The sequence below is a fragment of the Bacillus velezensis genome, from assembly GCF_001461825.1.
Taxonomy (GTDB): Bacteria; Bacillota; Bacilli; order Bacillales; family Bacillaceae; genus Bacillus; species Bacillus velezensis.
Window position 1 is genome coordinate 23,459 of the sequence record NZ_LLZC01000003.1, and the last position, 15,232, is coordinate 38,690.

Here is a 15,232-nt window from a genome sequence, read left to right on the forward strand (position 1 = left end):
CACCCTTGTTGCAGGAGAGTGGCGTAAATTTCATTTATCTGCTCTATTCCGCGCTCGTAGGTGTATTCTTCTCCGTCTGTTCCGGCAAAAAATCCTGATCAGCATCCTCAATTTTTTTATAGCCGGCAACTTCCGAGAGAATGCGGCTTATTTCCTTAGTCACTTCAAAAGATTCCAGCCCCTCAAATAATTGATCGTAAGTAAATTGGTTCCGGAATAGCCCAACAATAAATTGCAGCTGTTTTTCAAGAATCTTGATGCTTTTCTCCAAATTTTCTGCTGTTTTTTCAGCTTCTGCGTTCAACCGTAATGCTTCAATAAGTGTTTTCGTACTTGTTCGAGGTGCAATAAATGTTTTCAATTTCTTTTCATCTTCGAACCATAGTTTGATTGAAATATGTTTTTGAGCCATGTCGACTCCTCCTTTTAATTGTTATAGAAATAAAAAAGGAAGCACTCTGCTTCCCTTTTTAAGCGCCAAGATCAGTGCTTTTACTTGCTTTGGGTTCATCTTTAGATGAAGTGTAGGCGTTGCCGTATACCTTTTCATAAAACTTGTCTAAGTCGAAATTAGGTGCGTCTTCATCTGCGATGATTTTATACACATCATCCTGATCTCTTTCGAGAAACTCCGCGGACAATTTAGAGGTCTGGAAGTCTATTTTTTCTTTTTTTGTGCTCCAGTCATCATCAGGCAAAGTGAATCGGCCTTGAACTAAGCCTACATAACGTTTTTTACTGTTTGCTTTGACACCAAAGAAGGTCATCGCAATCCACGGCGGAGTAACGTTTTTCTTAAAAAGATATAAACCGTCTTTGGTTTCCTCTATCCCAAATAAATTGACAAGGTGTTCCGGCGGTACGTCTCGCATTTCTAGATCGAGTTTCGTTGAGCCAGTCGAGACAGCTAAATCAACTACTTTGTTATCTGCGTACTGTTTTTCTGTAGATGAATCGGTTGCCATCTTTGCGTTGATAGCATGTGGATAATCAATGATCTTACTGGCGATCCACAAGCCATCTTTTTTGATTAATGGTGAATATTTAACGCCTTCCAATCCCACCATAGAACTGTATTCGGGCATGATAAAACCTCCAATTATAGTAAAATATTGGCCTCAAACCGATATCCTTTTCGGATGAGGCGCTCAGATTGTAAAAATTCATTAATAGGACCATAAGTCTGGAAATCAAAAGTTCCCATTACATCGACGACAGCAGCCATTACGGATTCACAAGACTGATTGTGGTACACATCAATCTGATATAGCGTGCTGTCCTGAATAGGCTTACCGTCTGCCCATTTGGTTGTTCGATAATCTAATTCTTGTACGACAATATAAGGCGGCTGGCTTTTTATCCCATCCGGCACTGCCATTTCATAGATATTGCCGGGGTCAACCAATGATAAAAGCGCCGGATGGGCTTCCAGCGCTTCAAATAAACTGTTTTTCAATTGTTCAGCCCGTTCGATAAGATTCACAGCTTGTATCCCGCCTTTATGACTTTTTCCATAGCATCAAGCATCTTGCCATTCGCCTTTACCATACTCCGGTGAATAAATGGATTGGCAGCTTGATGGAGCGTGCCGAATTCCGGCAAGTGAACACGGAATTTTGTATCTTTTGTAGGGCCTACAACTGCGTATATCTCTCCGTCTTCGTCCCGCCTGATACGGCTGCCGACTATAATATCATCTTCAATGTGCGGATGACTTCCGCCAATGGAAGAGCGTGGAGCTTCCTCATTAATTTCCGCAGCCAAAACAGCCCCTCCGGCTTTCACTGCTGCTTTATGAATCTTTTCATCCTTACGGGCCAGATCAGCAAAAGTAGATTCAAGCTCTCTAAACCCTTTCAATTCCAATTCAAAGTTCATCGGCTCACCACATTCGCTTTAATCGTAATGAAATGCCGCCGCGAATAATTCGGCAAGATAGCCTCAATTTCATATGAAACGCCCTGAAAGACGATTCGCATATGTTCATTAATATCTTCCCGGTGCCGGATTGTAAATTGAACTGTTTTTTCTTTTTGTATGGCCGCTGCAGCATAATATTCCCGGCCTTTTAAGCCCTCCGCCTTTGCCCAGCATTCAATAACTGTTTCCCAGCTATCATTTCCCTCCACAGGCAGGCGGCCGCCGGGCTTCTTTTTTTGAAATTGAATGCGGTAACGCATATCATTCAGCATCTGACGCCCTCCCCGGCAATGTATATTTCAGCTGATTGATTAACGAGGTCAGCACACCGTCTAAATTAGATGTTGTACCAGCTATTTCCCTGTTCTCATACCAATGTGCCACAAAAGAATTTACGCACATGGCGGCCCGTGCTGATTGATTGGGAAAAGCAAGTCCCGTTGCCGAAGTGATGTATTCTTTTGCGGAGGCAATGAACGCGAGAATTAAATCGTCCTCCAGATCACCATCAACCCGGAGGAATTTTTTCGCTTTTTCTAATTCTATTTTTTCAGCTTCTGTCATCTGGCATCACCTGCCTTTCATTCTGCAGGAGTGGCGGATTTCAGTTCATCAATTTGTTTTTGCATACCATCAAGCACAGCCTTCACTTCACTGTTCAGATGATCCAACATGATGCTGCCAGTCCCAACGTTCTTGCTGCGAACTGATTTTTCGCCCAGCATTTCATGTGCAATGCTGCCCTCTTCAATGACAGCCGGATCACCTTTTTCACCTTTCGGGCCTGGATCGCCGGGTTCTCCCTTCTCGCCTTTTGGTCCTGGTTCACCCGGATCACCCTTTAGGCCTTTTACGTAAAGAGGATTTTCTTCGCTGTTATCAGCAACCGAAATGTCAGTGATCGGTACTCCTTTACCGTTGTCCCTCGCAGAAGTTAATACACCGTTACTTTCGTTCAGAATATTGTCTAATTTCGCCATGTCGATCAATCCTTTCAATTTTTATTTTTACTTTCCAAGATCAGCAGACTGTTCAGGCGTTTCTACCTTTGCGTCTTCCCCAACAACAAGGTCAGTGACAATGACGGCCGCTTCCGGATCTACCACTTTTCCGTCAAATCGTTCAATACCACGGAAATATGTCTGATCCGTAAGAAAAGCGTCTCCGCCTACATCTGTAGATTTGATTTCGAATTTTTCACGGTCAAACATGAAATATGCACTTTCAAAATCACCGAAAAGAATATGAGTCTTTTGTGTTTTGTCGTCAGTTACAATTTCGTCATAAACCTCAACCGGACGTCCGAACAAAAGGAAGCTGTCTTCGTCCCTAGGATCTTGAGCTAAGATGCCTCTGCCGTTTTTATCTTCAATATTTGCCAGAGTTTCAAACGCTTCAGTATTCATAACCCACTTTGCATTTTTACGATATCCGCGTTTAATCTGGTTTTTAACCTTGCGTAGAAATTTAATCGTAATTACAGATGGCGCTTTAAGCGTTTTGTATTTGCCGCTGGTAATGATGCCTTCAACATTCGTCTCCCCACCTTTTCCATAAAAGACTTCATCATTTTCTGTTACTACAGCGGATTCAGAGAGCCAGTCTACGATCTCGCGAACAAAGTTTACAAAAGAATCATTTAATAGCTCGCTAGAAACAGGCAAAAATCCGGCGAACTTTTTAACGTTGTACCAGATTTGTTCGAATTCCATGTTTTTTAGTTCTTTAATTTGTTCTTTCTCGGCTGTATTATAGAGTTTTCCGGCTACACCTTTTCGGACTGTATAACTCCCTGATGGAGCAGTCTTAGGCACAACGCGAACCAGATTCCGAACGGAATTTAATTCCTTGATGGATTTCAAAATCTCTTTTGAAATATCGTCCGGAACAGTATATCCGCCGTCTTTATCACTTCCAGCAGACAAAGAGCGATTTTCTTTTAGAACACGCTGCATCATGCTTCTTTCTTCTTCGCCAAGGTCATGGCTGCGTCCGGTTAACACTTTAAACCAAGCATCCCGGTACTCATTTGTGGCTGTTAAGATGTCGCGCTGTTCCGGTTCCTCATCAGGTTTTCGTTCAAGTTCCGGTACAAAGTTTCGCTCTTCACCCAAAGCCGGCAGTTCCAAGCCGCGTTCTTCTGACATCAGTTCGATTTGTCTTTGCAGCGCCTTCGCTTCATCAAGCATGCTGCGGGCTTCTTCGGATTTCCCTTCATCCAAAAGGTTGGATGCTTCTTGTTTTTTCTGTGTGAATTTTTGTCTTAATTCACGTTCCTTTTTTGTCATTGCTACTGGCATTCAGGTATCCTCCTTATATTTGAACATAAAAAATAGACCTACAATGTGAGGTCTAAAAGTTCAAGTTCCATTTTCAATTTTTCAATTGGAGCAGTCCTCATTTCTTTTAACTGCTCCACTTTTTCTAAACTGCGTTCACCAATCACTGCCTCCGTATCGCTATAAGCGGGCGTCGTTACGAGAGAAATGTCAAAGATACGTTCGATATTATTGATGCGGCGTTCATAAATGTCCTCTTCATCATTATGACGCCATTCGTCCGGATCTCCTTGACTGTAATCCAAAGAGAAAACAAAGGAGCATTGATTGATGACTCCGCTTCTGATATTCTCCATTAAATCCTTTGCGTACGTCGTTTCTGTGGGGATAAAACGAAATTTCAGACCGATAGCATCTATTTCCAGTTCAAGCCTCCCAGTTTCACCAGAAACCGTATTTCTCGCTAACGGATAATCCTGACGGTGGTTAAAAAGCGCCACAACATTAGAAAAATCTGTAGAATCTAAAGCGTTTCGGCTGATGATTTCTTTAAACCATCCTCCCAAGCGCTCTGACCACTTTTCGAACTTCAAGGCATATCCCTCTACATAATCCCTTTTCTCTTTTCCTTCATCATCGGCAGCCCTCATCTCAATCTTTGTCGTCAGGTGCCGTATTTCCTTGCTCATGTTTGCCATCACCTCCTTTACTTGAGCCAGCTTTGTTCATTTGATACTGCTCCAATGAATCAAGGAAGGTATAGTTAAGCGACACAAGGTGCCTATCACCGTGTTCAATCGCATTTTTCTCTTCCAGTGCACGAATTTCATTGATATTTAAGGAGCCGATCCGCTCCATAATTTCGTAATACTCCGCCCTTGATTTTGCATCACCGCGCAGCTCGCTGTTTACATTGAATTTGATGTAAAATCCTTCACTTATTTCATCATCAGTAAAAAGCTTTGTGATGATTTCCTGTTCAAAGGATTCCAGCCAAGGATGCAGCGTATTTTTCACATACTCAATGGACTGGTGCTCAATATTGTTGAAAGTAGCACGATCCAGTTCATTAATTTTGTGCGGAGGGACTTTATAGATAGACGCAATTTGTGCTTTGTTGAATTTCATCGACTCCACAAATTGCGCTTCTTGTAAAGGCATTGAAATTGATTCATATGAAAGACCGGCATCAATAATTGCGATGTTGCGGCCCGCATTGACTTTTTCCCATTCATCTCTAGCCCGATTTTTTGCATCTTCATCAATTAATGTCGGGACTTTCAATATTCCTCGGGGAGTAGCATCATTTTTATACAATTTCGCATTGAATTTGGTTGCAGCAGACTGCGCTCCGATATGTTCCCGTATGACACCTATCGGGCTTTTGCCGTTAATTCCGTCTTCTGTCATACCCTTGAAATGCAAGACCTCATCTGCGTACAATTCAACACTTTTGGAATTAATGACAGTTTCATACCACAGCAGGCCGTTGTTCGGGTTTACATAGGGTTGTGTATTAGCCGGATTTAACGGTAATAAGGCTATGATTTTACCCGTTTTATCTACTTTGATATAAGAGTAAGCATTTCCCCAAAGACAGACGTGGATCATCATTAGCTTTTTCCAAGTAAAAGCCGTCATGTATTGATTCGGTTTGAGATAAAGCAATTGGGCAACAGGATGATCCATACGGCTTATAATATTTCCTTGCTTCTTTTTGAATGTATGGATGGCAAGCTTCGCAATGTCATCAGACAATACATTCACACAGGAATAGACATCAGGATGAATTAAGGCGGTTGATTCGCTCACACGTTCACCGCTGGCCGTCTTTGAGCCGCCGAACATATCAATGATCCAGTCAGGAGGGTTCGCAAGATTCCAAGTCTCTGATTCATTTGATCTTTTTGAAAACAGCCCTTCCAAAAACAATCAATCACCCCCTTTTTTGGCTAATTAACACCGCATAAAATATAAAAAAGACACCCGTCGTCAAAAGACCGATGTTTGTATGCAAGCGATATGCGGCGCACGCTATAAATGCTGCACCTGTGATAAAAAGAAAATCGTTTAACAGAAGCAGCATGAATGCGAATATTTTTTTCACGATTACACCGCCCTTAGAAAGAGAATGACGCTGATTTGATATATGAGTTCAGGTCTACTTCATTATCAGTTTGAGAAGCTCGTACATAAGCATTAATCAATGCGGCTACAGGATCAATCCGTTGTGTTGATTTGGATTTATCCAGCATGATATTCTCTTGAGCATCTACTTTGGTTACTGCGTTCCCCATCGCCCAAGTTAGCAGTGAATTTTTCGGATGAATGACTTTTTTTGATTTCACCTTAGCTCTGAAGCCTTTAGTCGGTTCCGATAGAGTAGCAACCCCCTGACGAATTTCAATCATTACATATCCGTCCGCCTCCATCTGCTGAGCAAACTGCGTCGCATTGTATGGATCATATCCAATTTCTTTGATACGCCAGCCGTTTTCCTGCTCCATCTTTTTGATGTAAGCCCTGATGTAATCATAATCAACAACAGCCCCGTCAGTTGTCGTAAGCCATCCCCTATCTTTCCATGTGTCATACGGGACGTTGTCGGTTTTCATTCGCTCAAAAAAAGTATCTTCCGGCATAAAACTGTGGCTTTCCACAGCAACCCGCCCATCATCCAAAGGAAAAACAAAAGATGCTGCGGTTAAGTCGATTGTTTTTGATAAGTCAATACCGACATAGCACTCTCGGTTTTTCAAGTCTGGAAGTTGATCAGATCCGCAGTCTGTCCATGCCTGCATATCCATGTAGCCACCATCCCGCATGTTTACCCATACATCCATATTTTTTGTGAGGTAATCACGCATTTTTTCAGGAATAGCAAGTGCCATCTCAAGGCGTTCTCGTAAATATTTTTTCCCAACTTCATGGGAGGCTAATATCGGATTGGCTTTTATCCAATTTCTCTCATCTTTTATGTCATCATCTTTGTCTAATTCATTCACCATGACAAAATACTGTTCATTTGTCTCTACTTTGTTTGGGTCCAGAAGACGCGATACATAATCATATTCAACCCTATAAGCAGGATTGTTTAACTCATGTCCAGCTGTTGTGATGATTACCATTAAAGGCTGTGTTCTGGCGCCCATACCTGAGTCAAGAATGTCATAAATCTCTGAAGTTTTATGGGCATGATATTCATCAATAATTCCACATTGGGGGTTAAAACCATCCCCTGTTTTCCCAGCATCCTTAGACAATGCTTTAATAGTTGAATTTGTTTTTGGATGTTGGATAGTGCTATAGGCAATATTATATTTCTTAGGATTGTTAAGAAGGTCACAGCCTTCAATTTGAGCTTTTATTTCTTTCCAACAAATCTGAGCCTGCTCTGTTTTTGTAGCACCAATGTAAACCTCTGACATATTTTCACCGTTGGCCATAGCCTCATATGAAGCAACGCAAGCCAAGCTCTGTGTTTTTGCATTCTTACGGCCGACTTGCCAATAGACTTTTGTGAACCTACGGTAGCCAGTGTCCTTATGAATCCAGCCATATACATTGCCGAAAATAAAAATCTGGATTGGTTCTGGTACGATGTTTTCCCCAGCAAGAGGACCTTTTGTATGCTTGAACTGAGTCATCCAGTATAGGAACCGGCGCGCTTTTTCGTCATCAAAGTAATAAGGGAAATTTTCGGTCGCCTCTTTTTTAATATCTTCTAAAAAACGCTGGCAAGCCCATATGTGTTTTTCGCATGCCACAATCTCACCCGATATCACATCGCGCGAGTAATCAAGTAGAAACTGTTTGATTGTCTTCATACATTTTTAAACTCCTTTTCTGCAGCTGTTTTCTCTCGTTCTTCCTGTGTACGAGTGATAGCAAGCTTTGCCCGGGCAGATGGAGTCAGGCCGAAGTCATTAGCGGCCGATTTCATCTGATCATAATAGTTTTTTTGCCGCTTTAATAAAGGATGTTCTTCCCCTATTAACTTGATAGGATTGCCCTCTTCATCCTCGCCTTCTGTATGGACCATAATCCCGTCTTCTTCAATCACTTTTGATATAGAAATATACTGAGAGTAGGCGTTGCAGTAGGCGGCCAACATGCTGATGTCCGCTTCCGTGATGATCTCGACCTCAGCCAGTAAAGCAGCAACTCGTTTGAATTCTTTTTTTCCGACTTTATCCAACCACGTTGGCGGTTTTATATTATCGGATCGCATTTTCAGCTTTTTCTCGTGCTCTGCCCGGGCGGCCAGCTCTTCCGTATTCTTTTTATTTGGGTTGCCTTGTATCAATTGAAGCGTCGCTGATTTTGCAGGCCTCGGCATATACTCACCTCATTTCATGTCAAAAAAGTTGCATTTTTCGCTTGTTTTTTTCGCCAATCGTGATACGATGAAATCAACAACAAAACCAGTCGCACCAAGCCCTCTCGGCAAATTTGCCGAGGGGGCTTTCTGTTGTTTCCGGAACTTTGAAAAGCGGTGTTTGTTTGCAGAAGGGGGATCGCCGTTCTCCGTTCGTTTCCCTTCCAGAGATTTGTTAGGGGGGGGAGAGTCACTTGCCCTTACTACCGTGAGCCTTGTTGTGACAGGCGTTACACAAGCTTTCAAGGTTCTTTATGTCCAATCGTTTCGACCAATCTTCCTTTACTTCCACAATATGGTGCACCATGTCAGCCGGAGTGAAGCAATGATCTTTCAAACAATGCTGACAGAGATAATTGTCTCGTATCAAAGCAAATTGTCTTGTTCGTTTCCATTCAGTTGATTTATAAAAACTTGTTATTGTTTTGTCTCTTGAATGTTTGTTGTAATGTTTTATTTCTTCTTGTTGCTGTGTCTTATGTGTATCGCAGTATCGGTTACGGGTAAGGCTAGGACACTTAGGGACAGCACATATTTTTAAAGGCTTAGGAGGCATAATTCCACCTTTCATCTTTTGCTAGGATAATAAAAAAAACTCTCCTCGTAAACAACTTGGAGAGTTTTTGACTATACTTATTTAAGCGTAAACACCATTTTTAAAGTTAATAATAAATCTAGTTGGTTCATACTTTTCTTTACATAGGAGCCACTCTAATGCAAATTCGGTTTCTACAGAAGGATTTACCCAACAAACATCTGGTATACCTGAAATACAATCATAAAAATGATTAAAGTTATTTCGAGCCTTATTATCGAGAGAAATAATGAATTTATCTGTTACAATCGCAGCTTCTAATAGATGTATATCTTTTAAAATCGCCTCAACACGTTGTTTATCTTTAATGTTTTGTATCTTTATACGAAGATCCTCAACTGTTTCATGATCTGAAATTTTAATAATTCTTCTTTGATTTTTTAGTAACCCATAAACCTTAGCGGTATATGGCGATGGGTGCCTTAACCATTCTTCTTTTAAAGTTTTTGTCATACCAATTTTATTTTTCGTTTCTAAAAACATTTCTAAAAAAGTTGCTACACGTTTAGAAACTGGAGTTTTTGGGGAAGCAGAAGTTATTACACAAGCATCTATGATAAAACATTCTTCCATTAAAAGTCACCAGCCTGAATGAAATTCATTTCTGCTTCTATTTCAACTTCAGCAAAGTCTAAAGGCCAATCACCAAATGTACCTTCAGCATCTAACTCTGTACTTTTAACTTCTGTTTCTCCTAAACTATTTCTTTTAAACCAATTTAAGCTGACATGCTTATGGTTTATTTTTTTATTTGCTACCTCTGTTTGTATTCCCTTAATTATCAACGAACTATGAGTTTCAATAACAACTCTTACTCCTCTAGACACCGCCTTTTGGATTATCTGTGAGAAAATATATTGACCTCTAGGGTGTAAATGTATTTCAGGTTGTTCAATATAAACAATCTGTCCTGGCTTTGCATATACTAGCGCAACAAGAACCGGTAATGTTTGTGATACTCCTAAACCGACATCAGCAATATTCACAAAATTATCTTCTCCTTGATCGACGTTTGTACTGACGTTTATCTCAATCTGAGTATCGTTTATTTTTTTTGTGCCAATTTTATTAGTTAGATCTAATAAACTCAAATATCCCTCTACTTCTTTAGCTTTTTCATCGTTTTCATTTTTCCATCTATGCAATATACTTGCTACGTATCTCTCAAATTTACCTGGTAGATTAACAACACGATTTTCACGATTTACACTTGTAACTGGATAAGTTCTTTCAGGATTACCTCTTAACCCAGGTAAGTGAATAAGATTTTTGATCACTGCTTCTGGACGAGCACCCGGAAAAGATACACCTCGTTCTAAATCTTCCTCTAAATCAAAAATCAGTTCTAATCTTAAAAAGCATCTATTTCTATGTAAGCGTATTTTAGGTTTTTCTTTCTCACCTTCTACCAACTCATTAAGCAGTTTGTTTATTCTATTAGGTATTTGTTTTCTCATTTCTTCTGTGCTCATATCATGGTCGATTCTCACATGTTCATATTCCGGCTTATCATTTTTATGGTTTGTAATAAAATAAGTTGCATTTTTTACAATTAATTCGTCATTTTTTTTAGCATATGTAAATTTACATGTGTGTTTATTATCAACTTTAAAACCAACTTCAAAGCTATCAGCTTCATTTTTTTTTGATTTATGTAATAGCTGCTCAAAATTTGTAAACTTTGCTAAAGGTCCATTTAATAATAAAGCGCCCGGATCATAACTCTCTTCGATTGTTTGTTTTAATAATAATATAGGCTGTATAAAACTCGATTTTCCCGAACTATTTGTACCTGCTAGAATTGTTAAAGGCTTTAATTCAATTTCCTGTTCCTCATTGATTGATTTATATCCTCTTATAGAAATGTTAGTTAATGTATTACGCATTTTAGGCTTTTTAAGTGACATATAAAAGACCTCCCTTACTCTGTGGATCTAATTATCTATAATTAATCATAAAAATGGAAGTGTTTGCGAAATTTGTCGAACGATTTTTATGTCTTAAAGGTCTGTTGATGTATTCTTCCAACACTCAAGCCGTTAACCGCCGATTGTCTATCCTGAGATTTACCGGACGCTGTTTACAGAGAACATAAAAAGGCGCCCTCCCGCTTGGGAAAGCGCCTGCCTGTTTATTACCTATTACCATAATACCTTATCTAAAACAAAATGGTGTGCCGTTATTCTGCCATAAGTGTGCCAAAATTAACAATTGTTTAATTGGGCTTCTAAGGTATCTATCATTTTATATTGTGATGTTAAAACTTCTTTTTGGTGAACTAGTGTGTGCTTTATACCCGCAACAATATCTTCGAAGTAACCTTGGTCAATTAGAATACGCATATTCTTAGTTTTAGCGTCTGATCTTTTGCGAATGTTTACCGTTTCAAATCTTTTAAGGTGATAATTATAAATAAACAGCCGTTCTTCATGCTCATCGTAACCTACTATAGGGCCGCCTGTATTCATAAATCCTCTTCCTTTTAATCTTGGATGAGTAAAGCTGATTTGGTTATTTACATACCACAACATTATTTTGTCATACTCTTTTAAAAGATTTTCAACAGCTTCTACTTGTTTTTCTCGCAGAGAAGAAAGTGTGTTTATATTTTTCTGGATTTCCTTATTATCTTCCTCTAATTCTTCTAATATTTTATCAATATCTAGTGACATATTAATCCGCCCCTTTCTAATGACATAATAGCGCATATTTTTCCATTTATCCACATTATCCACGAATTACCCATATGTTATATACTGTGCAACTGCCCGAAGTGCCGTCAGCCCTTTCCACCCTTGTTTTCAAGCAATATCCCTAAAATGAATTCCACGTTTGCTTTTTGAGGGGAATCAATAAAAATATGCAGAAAAAAAGACTCATCCGGTTTATGAGATGAGCCTGCTTATATCTTGAATTTCTTCATAGCGTTGTTCATGGCATCCTGATTGATTCCAATGTATCGAAGGGTTGTCCGCTGATCTGAGTGATTAAAAATTTCCTGCAGCATGGCAACGTCTTTTGTTTGCTTGTAAAAATGGTATCCGAATGTTTTCCTCAGCGTGTGCGTGCCTATATCATCCAAATTGACATACTCAGCAGCAGCCCTCAGAATCTTATAAGCCATCGACCGGGAGATGGGCTTGTTGATCCCTTCGCGGCTTTTGAAAAGATATTCGTGATCTTCTTTCCCCTCAATATATGCCTTTAATTCTCTTTGAAGTTCCGGCGTCATTTCAATTCTCTTTTTCTTTTTGGTTTTCTTCTCTATAAGGTTGAAATACGGCCGTTTGGCGTCCCTTACTCTCAGTTCCAGTATATCTGATATGCGAAGCCCTGAGTTTATCCCGGTAACAAATAGCATGTAATTCCGCTCGCTCTGTTCTTTTAAAAACCGTTTGATATAGAAAATGCATTCCGGGTCCCTTATCGGCTGAACAAAATTCATTCCGGCGCCCCCCCGTCCTTATAGACTTCCGCCCGAAGAGCAAAGGCCAGCCGGTAAAATGCTTTTGCTTTCGTCCGGTAGTAGCTACGCTGGCTGAGTCTCATTTCTCCATAGACTTCATAATCATACATTTCTTCATTCTGCATGTAGAGCATGACAAGTATTTGCCGCTCCTTTTGAGAAAGCCGGTTAACCGCTCTTTGCATTCTCTTTAAAAACCGATCCCTTTCAATCTCCCAATCCATGCGTTTTAATGCTGCTTCTTCTGTGGAGGAATGAAATTCATTCGAAAAGCTGGGCGGAACAAGGCTGTATGTTGCGGTCACTTTCGGCAAAAAATCTTCCGGCACTTGTAACAAGTACATGCGATATTGTTCGAGCAGCTTTTCTGCTTTCATTCTCGTTGCTTCTTCGTCAATCTGAGGTATGTTCAATCTCAACTGGTCCATTTTATTTTCATTGTTGTTTTTATCTTTTTTATCCATAGCATTTCCCTCCCATTATTATTGCTGTCTAAAAGCTCCCCCACGGCCTCTTTTGTATATTGGCCTGTCTATTCCCATTAGGTTCTTTAAATCTCTCTCAGTAAGCTTCTGTGGCGTTTTTTCGATACTTTTGCGTGACGATGGCTGTTTTTCTTTAAAACCAATGCTCAGCGTGGCGTTTTTCTTTGCTTTCATGCCGTCCCTCCGTTCAAATAAAAAACGGACACCAATCAGAGCACAGTGATTCTGTGCAATGATCAGTGTCCGCAGGCTCTCCGTCTTGGACATATTGATTTTTGATTACTTCACGTAAAATTTTGCTGATTCAAATGTTCCGATATAGTTCCGCTTGCCGGAATCAGAGTAGCAGTCCAGCTGAATGACATAGTTTCCTTTCCCGGTCTTATTCCGGATCGCTTTCACGTTGAATGATTTCAGAGGCGTTGCCGTTTTGAAGCTGCCCCGCTGTACCAAATTCGTATCAGTAAGCCCGCCGCCGCTGCGCTTCTTGTATACGCCGGCCGTGTAATAAAGTGTGCTTGATCCTTTTTTTTCGGCTTTCCAGTCCACCGTTGAGGCACCGGCCGTGTAATTCGCGGCATCTGTAAACACCCGGCCGCTGTACCCGGATTCATTTTGCCAGCCGGACCATGCGGCGGAAGCAGACGGCGCAACGGCCGCGGCTCCCGTAAGTAATACTGCCGATAGAATGATTGATTTGAATATTTTTTTCATGATTGTTCTTCCCCCTTCAATAATTGAGCTGATTTGAGAATCTGTTTAAAATGTGACATTGCATGGTCCCAACCGTCGTAATGACAGGGACGATATAGTCTCTTGATGTCTTCCCTACCTGCTTCCATTTCATTGAATCCTTTGATGACTTCTTTGATATTTTGATTGTCGTCCAGCGTTTGGATAGCCGCTTCCAGATAGACTGCCTGGTCAAGAGTTTCCTCGAGTGCATGTTGCAACCAGCCGCGTATTTCATAGGCGTTAACTTGGACGGGCTGGCCGTACTTGGCAAGCGCCTTTTCCTGTTGTGCGTTTAGTTTGCTGATGACGGCTGAAATGATCAGGTTGTCAGTGTGGTTCATCAATACCCCTCCTGCTGCCGCTGATGATACATCCAAGTCAAATCTTGTATTTTCACCAGATAACATTGTTTTTTTCAAAGATAAAAACTGTCGTTTGCTTCAACCTTAGAAATTCTCAAAACAAAGTATCCTTTAATAAAAAGTTCAATCTCAAAGCCCGCCACTCAAGCGGGTTTTGCTTTTCTTACTAACCATCACGATGCTTTTCATGACTGCGCCTCCAAGTTGAATAAAGATTGTTGAAAATAACTTTGTTCAGCAGCAACAAGGTTGATCCATAGCACTTCTTGGCGTTTGGCCCCGGCTTCCGCTGATACTTCTCGTATTTCTCTTTTCCAATGCCTGAGTCGTTCATCGTATATTGGATGTGCATACCCTGAGAGAAGGACAGGACCAGGGTGCTTGTCCAAAGTCTCAAGCAACTCAACATGATCATCAATTGTCATTTCGTGTTTGTAATGCCGCTTTGTCCGCGTTTCGATGATGTAAGGCGGGTCCGCGTAAACAAGAACCTCTTTTCGCTTATACCTTTCAAGCAGCTGGACTGCCGGCTGATGTTCAATCTGAGCCTCTTTCAGTCGCTTGGCTACTAACAATAGCTTTGCAGGCAGTTTACCCCACTCTTTTGCTGTGTCAGGCCCGTTACTACTGATCAAGCTCCGCCATCCTGTCCGGTCACTTGTTTTCGCTCCTATGGCCTGCCAGCAACGAATGAGAAAACGTCGGGCGTCCTCTATTTCATCGCCTGATTCAGAATCATAGGAGGCGTAATATTCCTCTCTGGATAACGGCGTCCATTCAATTAATCCCGCAAGCTCTTCCGGATGATCCCGAATGACTTTGAATAGATTGACCACGCTGCTATCCAGATCATTGATTGTTTCGATGGTCGAGGGCTGTTTATTAAAAAACAATGCTCCGGATCCAAAGAATGGTTCAACGTATGTTTTATGCTCGGGCATATGGCTGATGATCCAGTCTGTCATTGACCATTTACTGCCCGGATAGTGTAAAATCCGCGGAAATCCCATCC

At 40.8% G+C, this 15,232-nt stretch carries 22 protein-coding genes; all 22 read right to left on the reverse strand.

Features of this window, described 5'->3' with window-relative positions; all coding sequences use genetic code 11:
- Positions 1–43: 43 nt before the first annotated feature.
- Positions 44–412: a phage tail assembly chaperone G gene (gene gpG, locus AR442_RS01260; RefSeq protein ID WP_053285536.1), complete on the reverse strand. Its 369-nt coding sequence runs from the start codon at positions 410–412 to the stop codon at positions 44–46.
- Positions 413–470: 58 nt separating this feature from the next.
- Positions 471–1,085: a major tail protein gene (locus AR442_RS01265; protein ID WP_053285535.1), complete on the reverse strand. Its 615-nt coding sequence runs from the start codon at positions 1,083–1,085 to the stop codon at positions 471–473.
- 14 nt (positions 1,086–1,099) lie between these two features.
- Entirely contained in the window at positions 1,100–1,483 is a 384-nt protein-coding gene (gp17, locus tag AR442_RS01270; protein ID WP_053285534.1) for a tail completion protein gp17, read from the reverse strand.
- Positions 1,480–1,878: an HK97-gp10 family putative phage morphogenesis protein gene (locus tag AR442_RS01275; RefSeq protein ID WP_053285533.1), complete on the reverse strand. Its 399-nt coding sequence runs from the start codon at positions 1,876–1,878 to the stop codon at positions 1,480–1,482. Before AR442_RS01275 ends, gp17 begins: the two co-directional genes overlap by 4 nt.
- The gene (locus AR442_RS01280) at positions 1,875–2,192 is read right to left on the reverse strand and encodes a phage head closure protein (RefSeq protein WP_053285532.1); all 318 of its coding nucleotides are present in this window, start codon (positions 2,190–2,192) and stop codon (positions 1,875–1,877) included. The genes AR442_RS01275 and AR442_RS01280 overlap by 4 nt, the downstream gene beginning before the upstream one ends.
- Positions 2,182–2,484 (reverse strand): head-tail connector protein, encoded by a 303-nt coding sequence (locus tag AR442_RS01285; protein ID WP_053285531.1) that lies wholly within the window; start codon positions 2,482–2,484, stop codon positions 2,182–2,184. The genes AR442_RS01280 and AR442_RS01285 overlap by 11 nt, the downstream gene beginning before the upstream one ends.
- A gap of 17 nt (positions 2,485–2,501) precedes the next feature.
- A complete protein-coding gene (locus tag AR442_RS01290; protein ID WP_053285530.1) occupies positions 2,502–2,900 on the reverse strand; it encodes a collagen-like triple helix repeat-containing protein in 399 nt (132 codons plus the stop codon).
- 27 nt (positions 2,901–2,927) lie between these two features.
- Entirely contained in the window at positions 2,928–4,220 is a 1,293-nt protein-coding gene (locus AR442_RS01295) for a phage major capsid protein (RefSeq protein WP_053285529.1), read from the reverse strand.
- Positions 4,221–4,258: 38 nt separating this feature from the next.
- On the reverse strand, positions 4,259–4,888 hold the full coding sequence (locus AR442_RS01300) for an HK97 family phage prohead protease (RefSeq protein WP_053285528.1): 630 nt from the start codon (positions 4,886–4,888) through the stop codon (positions 4,259–4,261).
- Positions 4,851–6,131 (reverse strand): phage portal protein, encoded by a 1,281-nt coding sequence (locus AR442_RS01305; protein WP_053285527.1) that lies wholly within the window; start codon positions 6,129–6,131, stop codon positions 4,851–4,853. The genes AR442_RS01300 and AR442_RS01305 overlap by 38 nt, the downstream gene beginning before the upstream one ends.
- Positions 6,132–6,319: 188 nt before the next feature.
- Positions 6,320–8,026 carry a terminase large subunit gene (locus AR442_RS01310; protein ID WP_044802486.1) on the reverse strand — a complete coding sequence of 569 codons (1,707 nt, stop codon included), beginning with the start codon at positions 8,024–8,026 and terminating at the stop codon, positions 6,320–6,322.
- Entirely contained in the window at positions 8,023–8,538 is a 516-nt protein-coding gene (locus AR442_RS01315; RefSeq protein WP_014418488.1) for a phage terminase small subunit P27 family, read from the reverse strand. The genes AR442_RS01310 and AR442_RS01315 overlap by 4 nt, the downstream gene beginning before the upstream one ends.
- Positions 8,539–8,767: 229 nt before the next feature.
- The gene (locus tag AR442_RS01320; protein ID WP_053285549.1) at positions 8,768–9,133 is read right to left on the reverse strand and encodes an HNH endonuclease; all 366 of its coding nucleotides are present in this window, start codon (positions 9,131–9,133) and stop codon (positions 8,768–8,770) included.
- 81 nt (positions 9,134–9,214) lie between these two features.
- The gene (locus AR442_RS01325; protein ID WP_053285526.1) at positions 9,215–9,745 is read right to left on the reverse strand and encodes a hypothetical protein; all 531 of its coding nucleotides are present in this window, start codon (positions 9,743–9,745) and stop codon (positions 9,215–9,217) included.
- Positions 9,745–11,079: an AAA family ATPase gene (locus AR442_RS01330; RefSeq protein ID WP_044053308.1), complete on the reverse strand. Its 1,335-nt coding sequence runs from the start codon at positions 11,077–11,079 to the stop codon at positions 9,745–9,747. Before AR442_RS01330 ends, AR442_RS01325 begins: the two co-directional genes overlap by 1 nt.
- Positions 11,080–11,376: 297 nt before the next feature.
- Positions 11,377–11,844, reverse strand: a complete 468-nt coding sequence (locus AR442_RS01335) for a hypothetical protein (protein ID WP_053285525.1) — start codon at positions 11,842–11,844, stop codon at positions 11,377–11,379.
- A gap of 230 nt (positions 11,845–12,074) precedes the next feature.
- Positions 12,075–12,617 carry a tyrosine-type recombinase/integrase gene (locus AR442_RS01340; RefSeq protein ID WP_038458303.1) on the reverse strand — a complete coding sequence of 181 codons (543 nt, stop codon included), beginning with the start codon at positions 12,615–12,617 and terminating at the stop codon, positions 12,075–12,077.
- Positions 12,614–13,066, reverse strand: coding sequence for an ArpU family phage packaging/lysis transcriptional regulator (locus tag AR442_RS01345; RefSeq protein ID WP_053285548.1), 453 nt, complete (start codon positions 13,064–13,066; stop codon positions 12,614–12,616). The genes AR442_RS01340 and AR442_RS01345 overlap by 4 nt, the downstream gene beginning before the upstream one ends.
- Positions 13,067–13,120: 54 nt before the next feature.
- A complete protein-coding gene (locus tag AR442_RS20570) occupies positions 13,121–13,297 on the reverse strand; it encodes a hypothetical protein (protein WP_162838279.1) in 177 nt (58 codons plus the stop codon).
- Between the two features lie 105 nt (positions 13,298–13,402).
- The gene (locus AR442_RS01350; protein WP_053285524.1) at positions 13,403–13,837 is read right to left on the reverse strand and encodes a hypothetical protein; all 435 of its coding nucleotides are present in this window, start codon (positions 13,835–13,837) and stop codon (positions 13,403–13,405) included.
- Positions 13,834–14,199 (reverse strand): hypothetical protein, encoded by a 366-nt coding sequence (locus tag AR442_RS01355; RefSeq protein ID WP_053285523.1) that lies wholly within the window; start codon positions 14,197–14,199, stop codon positions 13,834–13,836. Before AR442_RS01355 ends, AR442_RS01350 begins: the two co-directional genes overlap by 4 nt.
- Before the next feature lie 206 nt (positions 14,200–14,405).
- Positions 14,406–15,230 carry a DNA adenine methylase gene (locus AR442_RS01360; protein WP_053285522.1) on the reverse strand — a complete coding sequence of 275 codons (825 nt, stop codon included), beginning with the start codon at positions 15,228–15,230 and terminating at the stop codon, positions 14,406–14,408.
- Between the last annotated feature and the right edge of the window lie 2 nt (positions 15,231–15,232).

Bases quoted from the DNA above. Each gene is read 5' to 3' on its own strand.
- gpG (WP_053285536.1), bottom strand. From the start codon at position 412: ATGGCTCAAAAACATATTTCAATCAAACTATGGTTCGAAGATGAAAAG.
- AR442_RS01265 (WP_053285535.1), bottom strand. From the start codon at position 1,085: ATGCCCGAATACAGTTCTATGGTGGGATTGGAAGGCGTTAAATATTCA.
- AR442_RS01275 (WP_053285533.1), bottom strand. From the start codon at position 1,878: ATGAACTTTGAATTGGAATTGAAAGGGTTTAGAGAGCTTGAATCTACT.
- AR442_RS01280 (WP_053285532.1), bottom strand. From the start codon at position 2,192: ATGCTGAATGATATGCGTTACCGCATTCAATTTCAAAAAAAGAAGCCC.
- AR442_RS01285 (WP_053285531.1), bottom strand. From the start codon at position 2,484: ATGACAGAAGCTGAAAAAATAGAATTAGAAAAAGCGAAAAAATTCCTC.
- AR442_RS01290 (WP_053285530.1), bottom strand. From the start codon at position 2,900: ATGGCGAAATTAGACAATATTCTGAACGAAAGTAACGGTGTATTAACT.
- AR442_RS01295 (WP_053285529.1), bottom strand. From the start codon at position 4,220: ATGCCAGTAGCAATGACAAAAAAGGAACGTGAATTAAGACAAAAATTC.
- AR442_RS01300 (WP_053285528.1), bottom strand. From the start codon at position 4,888: ATGAGCAAGGAAATACGGCACCTGACGACAAAGATTGAGATGAGGGCT.
- AR442_RS01310 (WP_044802486.1), bottom strand. From the start codon at position 8,026: ATGAAGACAATCAAACAGTTTCTACTTGATTACTCGCGCGATGTGATA.
- AR442_RS01315 (WP_014418488.1), bottom strand. From the start codon at position 8,538: ATGCCGAGGCCTGCAAAATCAGCGACGCTTCAATTGATACAAGGCAAC.
- AR442_RS01320 (WP_053285549.1), bottom strand. From the start codon at position 9,133: ATGCCTCCTAAGCCTTTAAAAATATGTGCTGTCCCTAAGTGTCCTAGC.
- AR442_RS01325 (WP_053285526.1), bottom strand. From the start codon at position 9,745: ATGGAAGAATGTTTTATCATAGATGCTTGTGTAATAACTTCTGCTTCC.
- AR442_RS01330 (WP_044053308.1), bottom strand. From the start codon at position 11,079: ATGTCACTTAAAAAGCCTAAAATGCGTAATACATTAACTAACATTTCT.
- AR442_RS01335 (WP_053285525.1), bottom strand. From the start codon at position 11,844: ATGTCACTAGATATTGATAAAATATTAGAAGAATTAGAGGAAGATAAT.
- AR442_RS01340 (WP_038458303.1), bottom strand. From the start codon at position 12,617: ATGAATTTTGTTCAGCCGATAAGGGACCCGGAATGCATTTTCTATATC.
- AR442_RS01345 (WP_053285548.1), bottom strand. From the start codon at position 13,066: ATGGACCAGTTGAGATTGAACATACCTCAGATTGACGAAGAAGCAACG.
- AR442_RS20570 (WP_162838279.1), bottom strand. From the start codon at position 13,297: ATGAAAGCAAAGAAAAACGCCACGCTGAGCATTGGTTTTAAAGAAAAA.
- AR442_RS01350 (WP_053285524.1), bottom strand. From the start codon at position 13,837: ATGAAAAAAATATTCAAATCAATCATTCTATCGGCAGTATTACTTACG.
- AR442_RS01355 (WP_053285523.1), bottom strand. From the start codon at position 14,199: ATGAACCACACTGACAACCTGATCATTTCAGCCGTCATCAGCAAACTA.
- AR442_RS01360 (WP_053285522.1), bottom strand. From the start codon at position 15,230: ATGGGATTTCCGCGGATTTTACACTATCCGGGCAGTAAATGGTCAATG.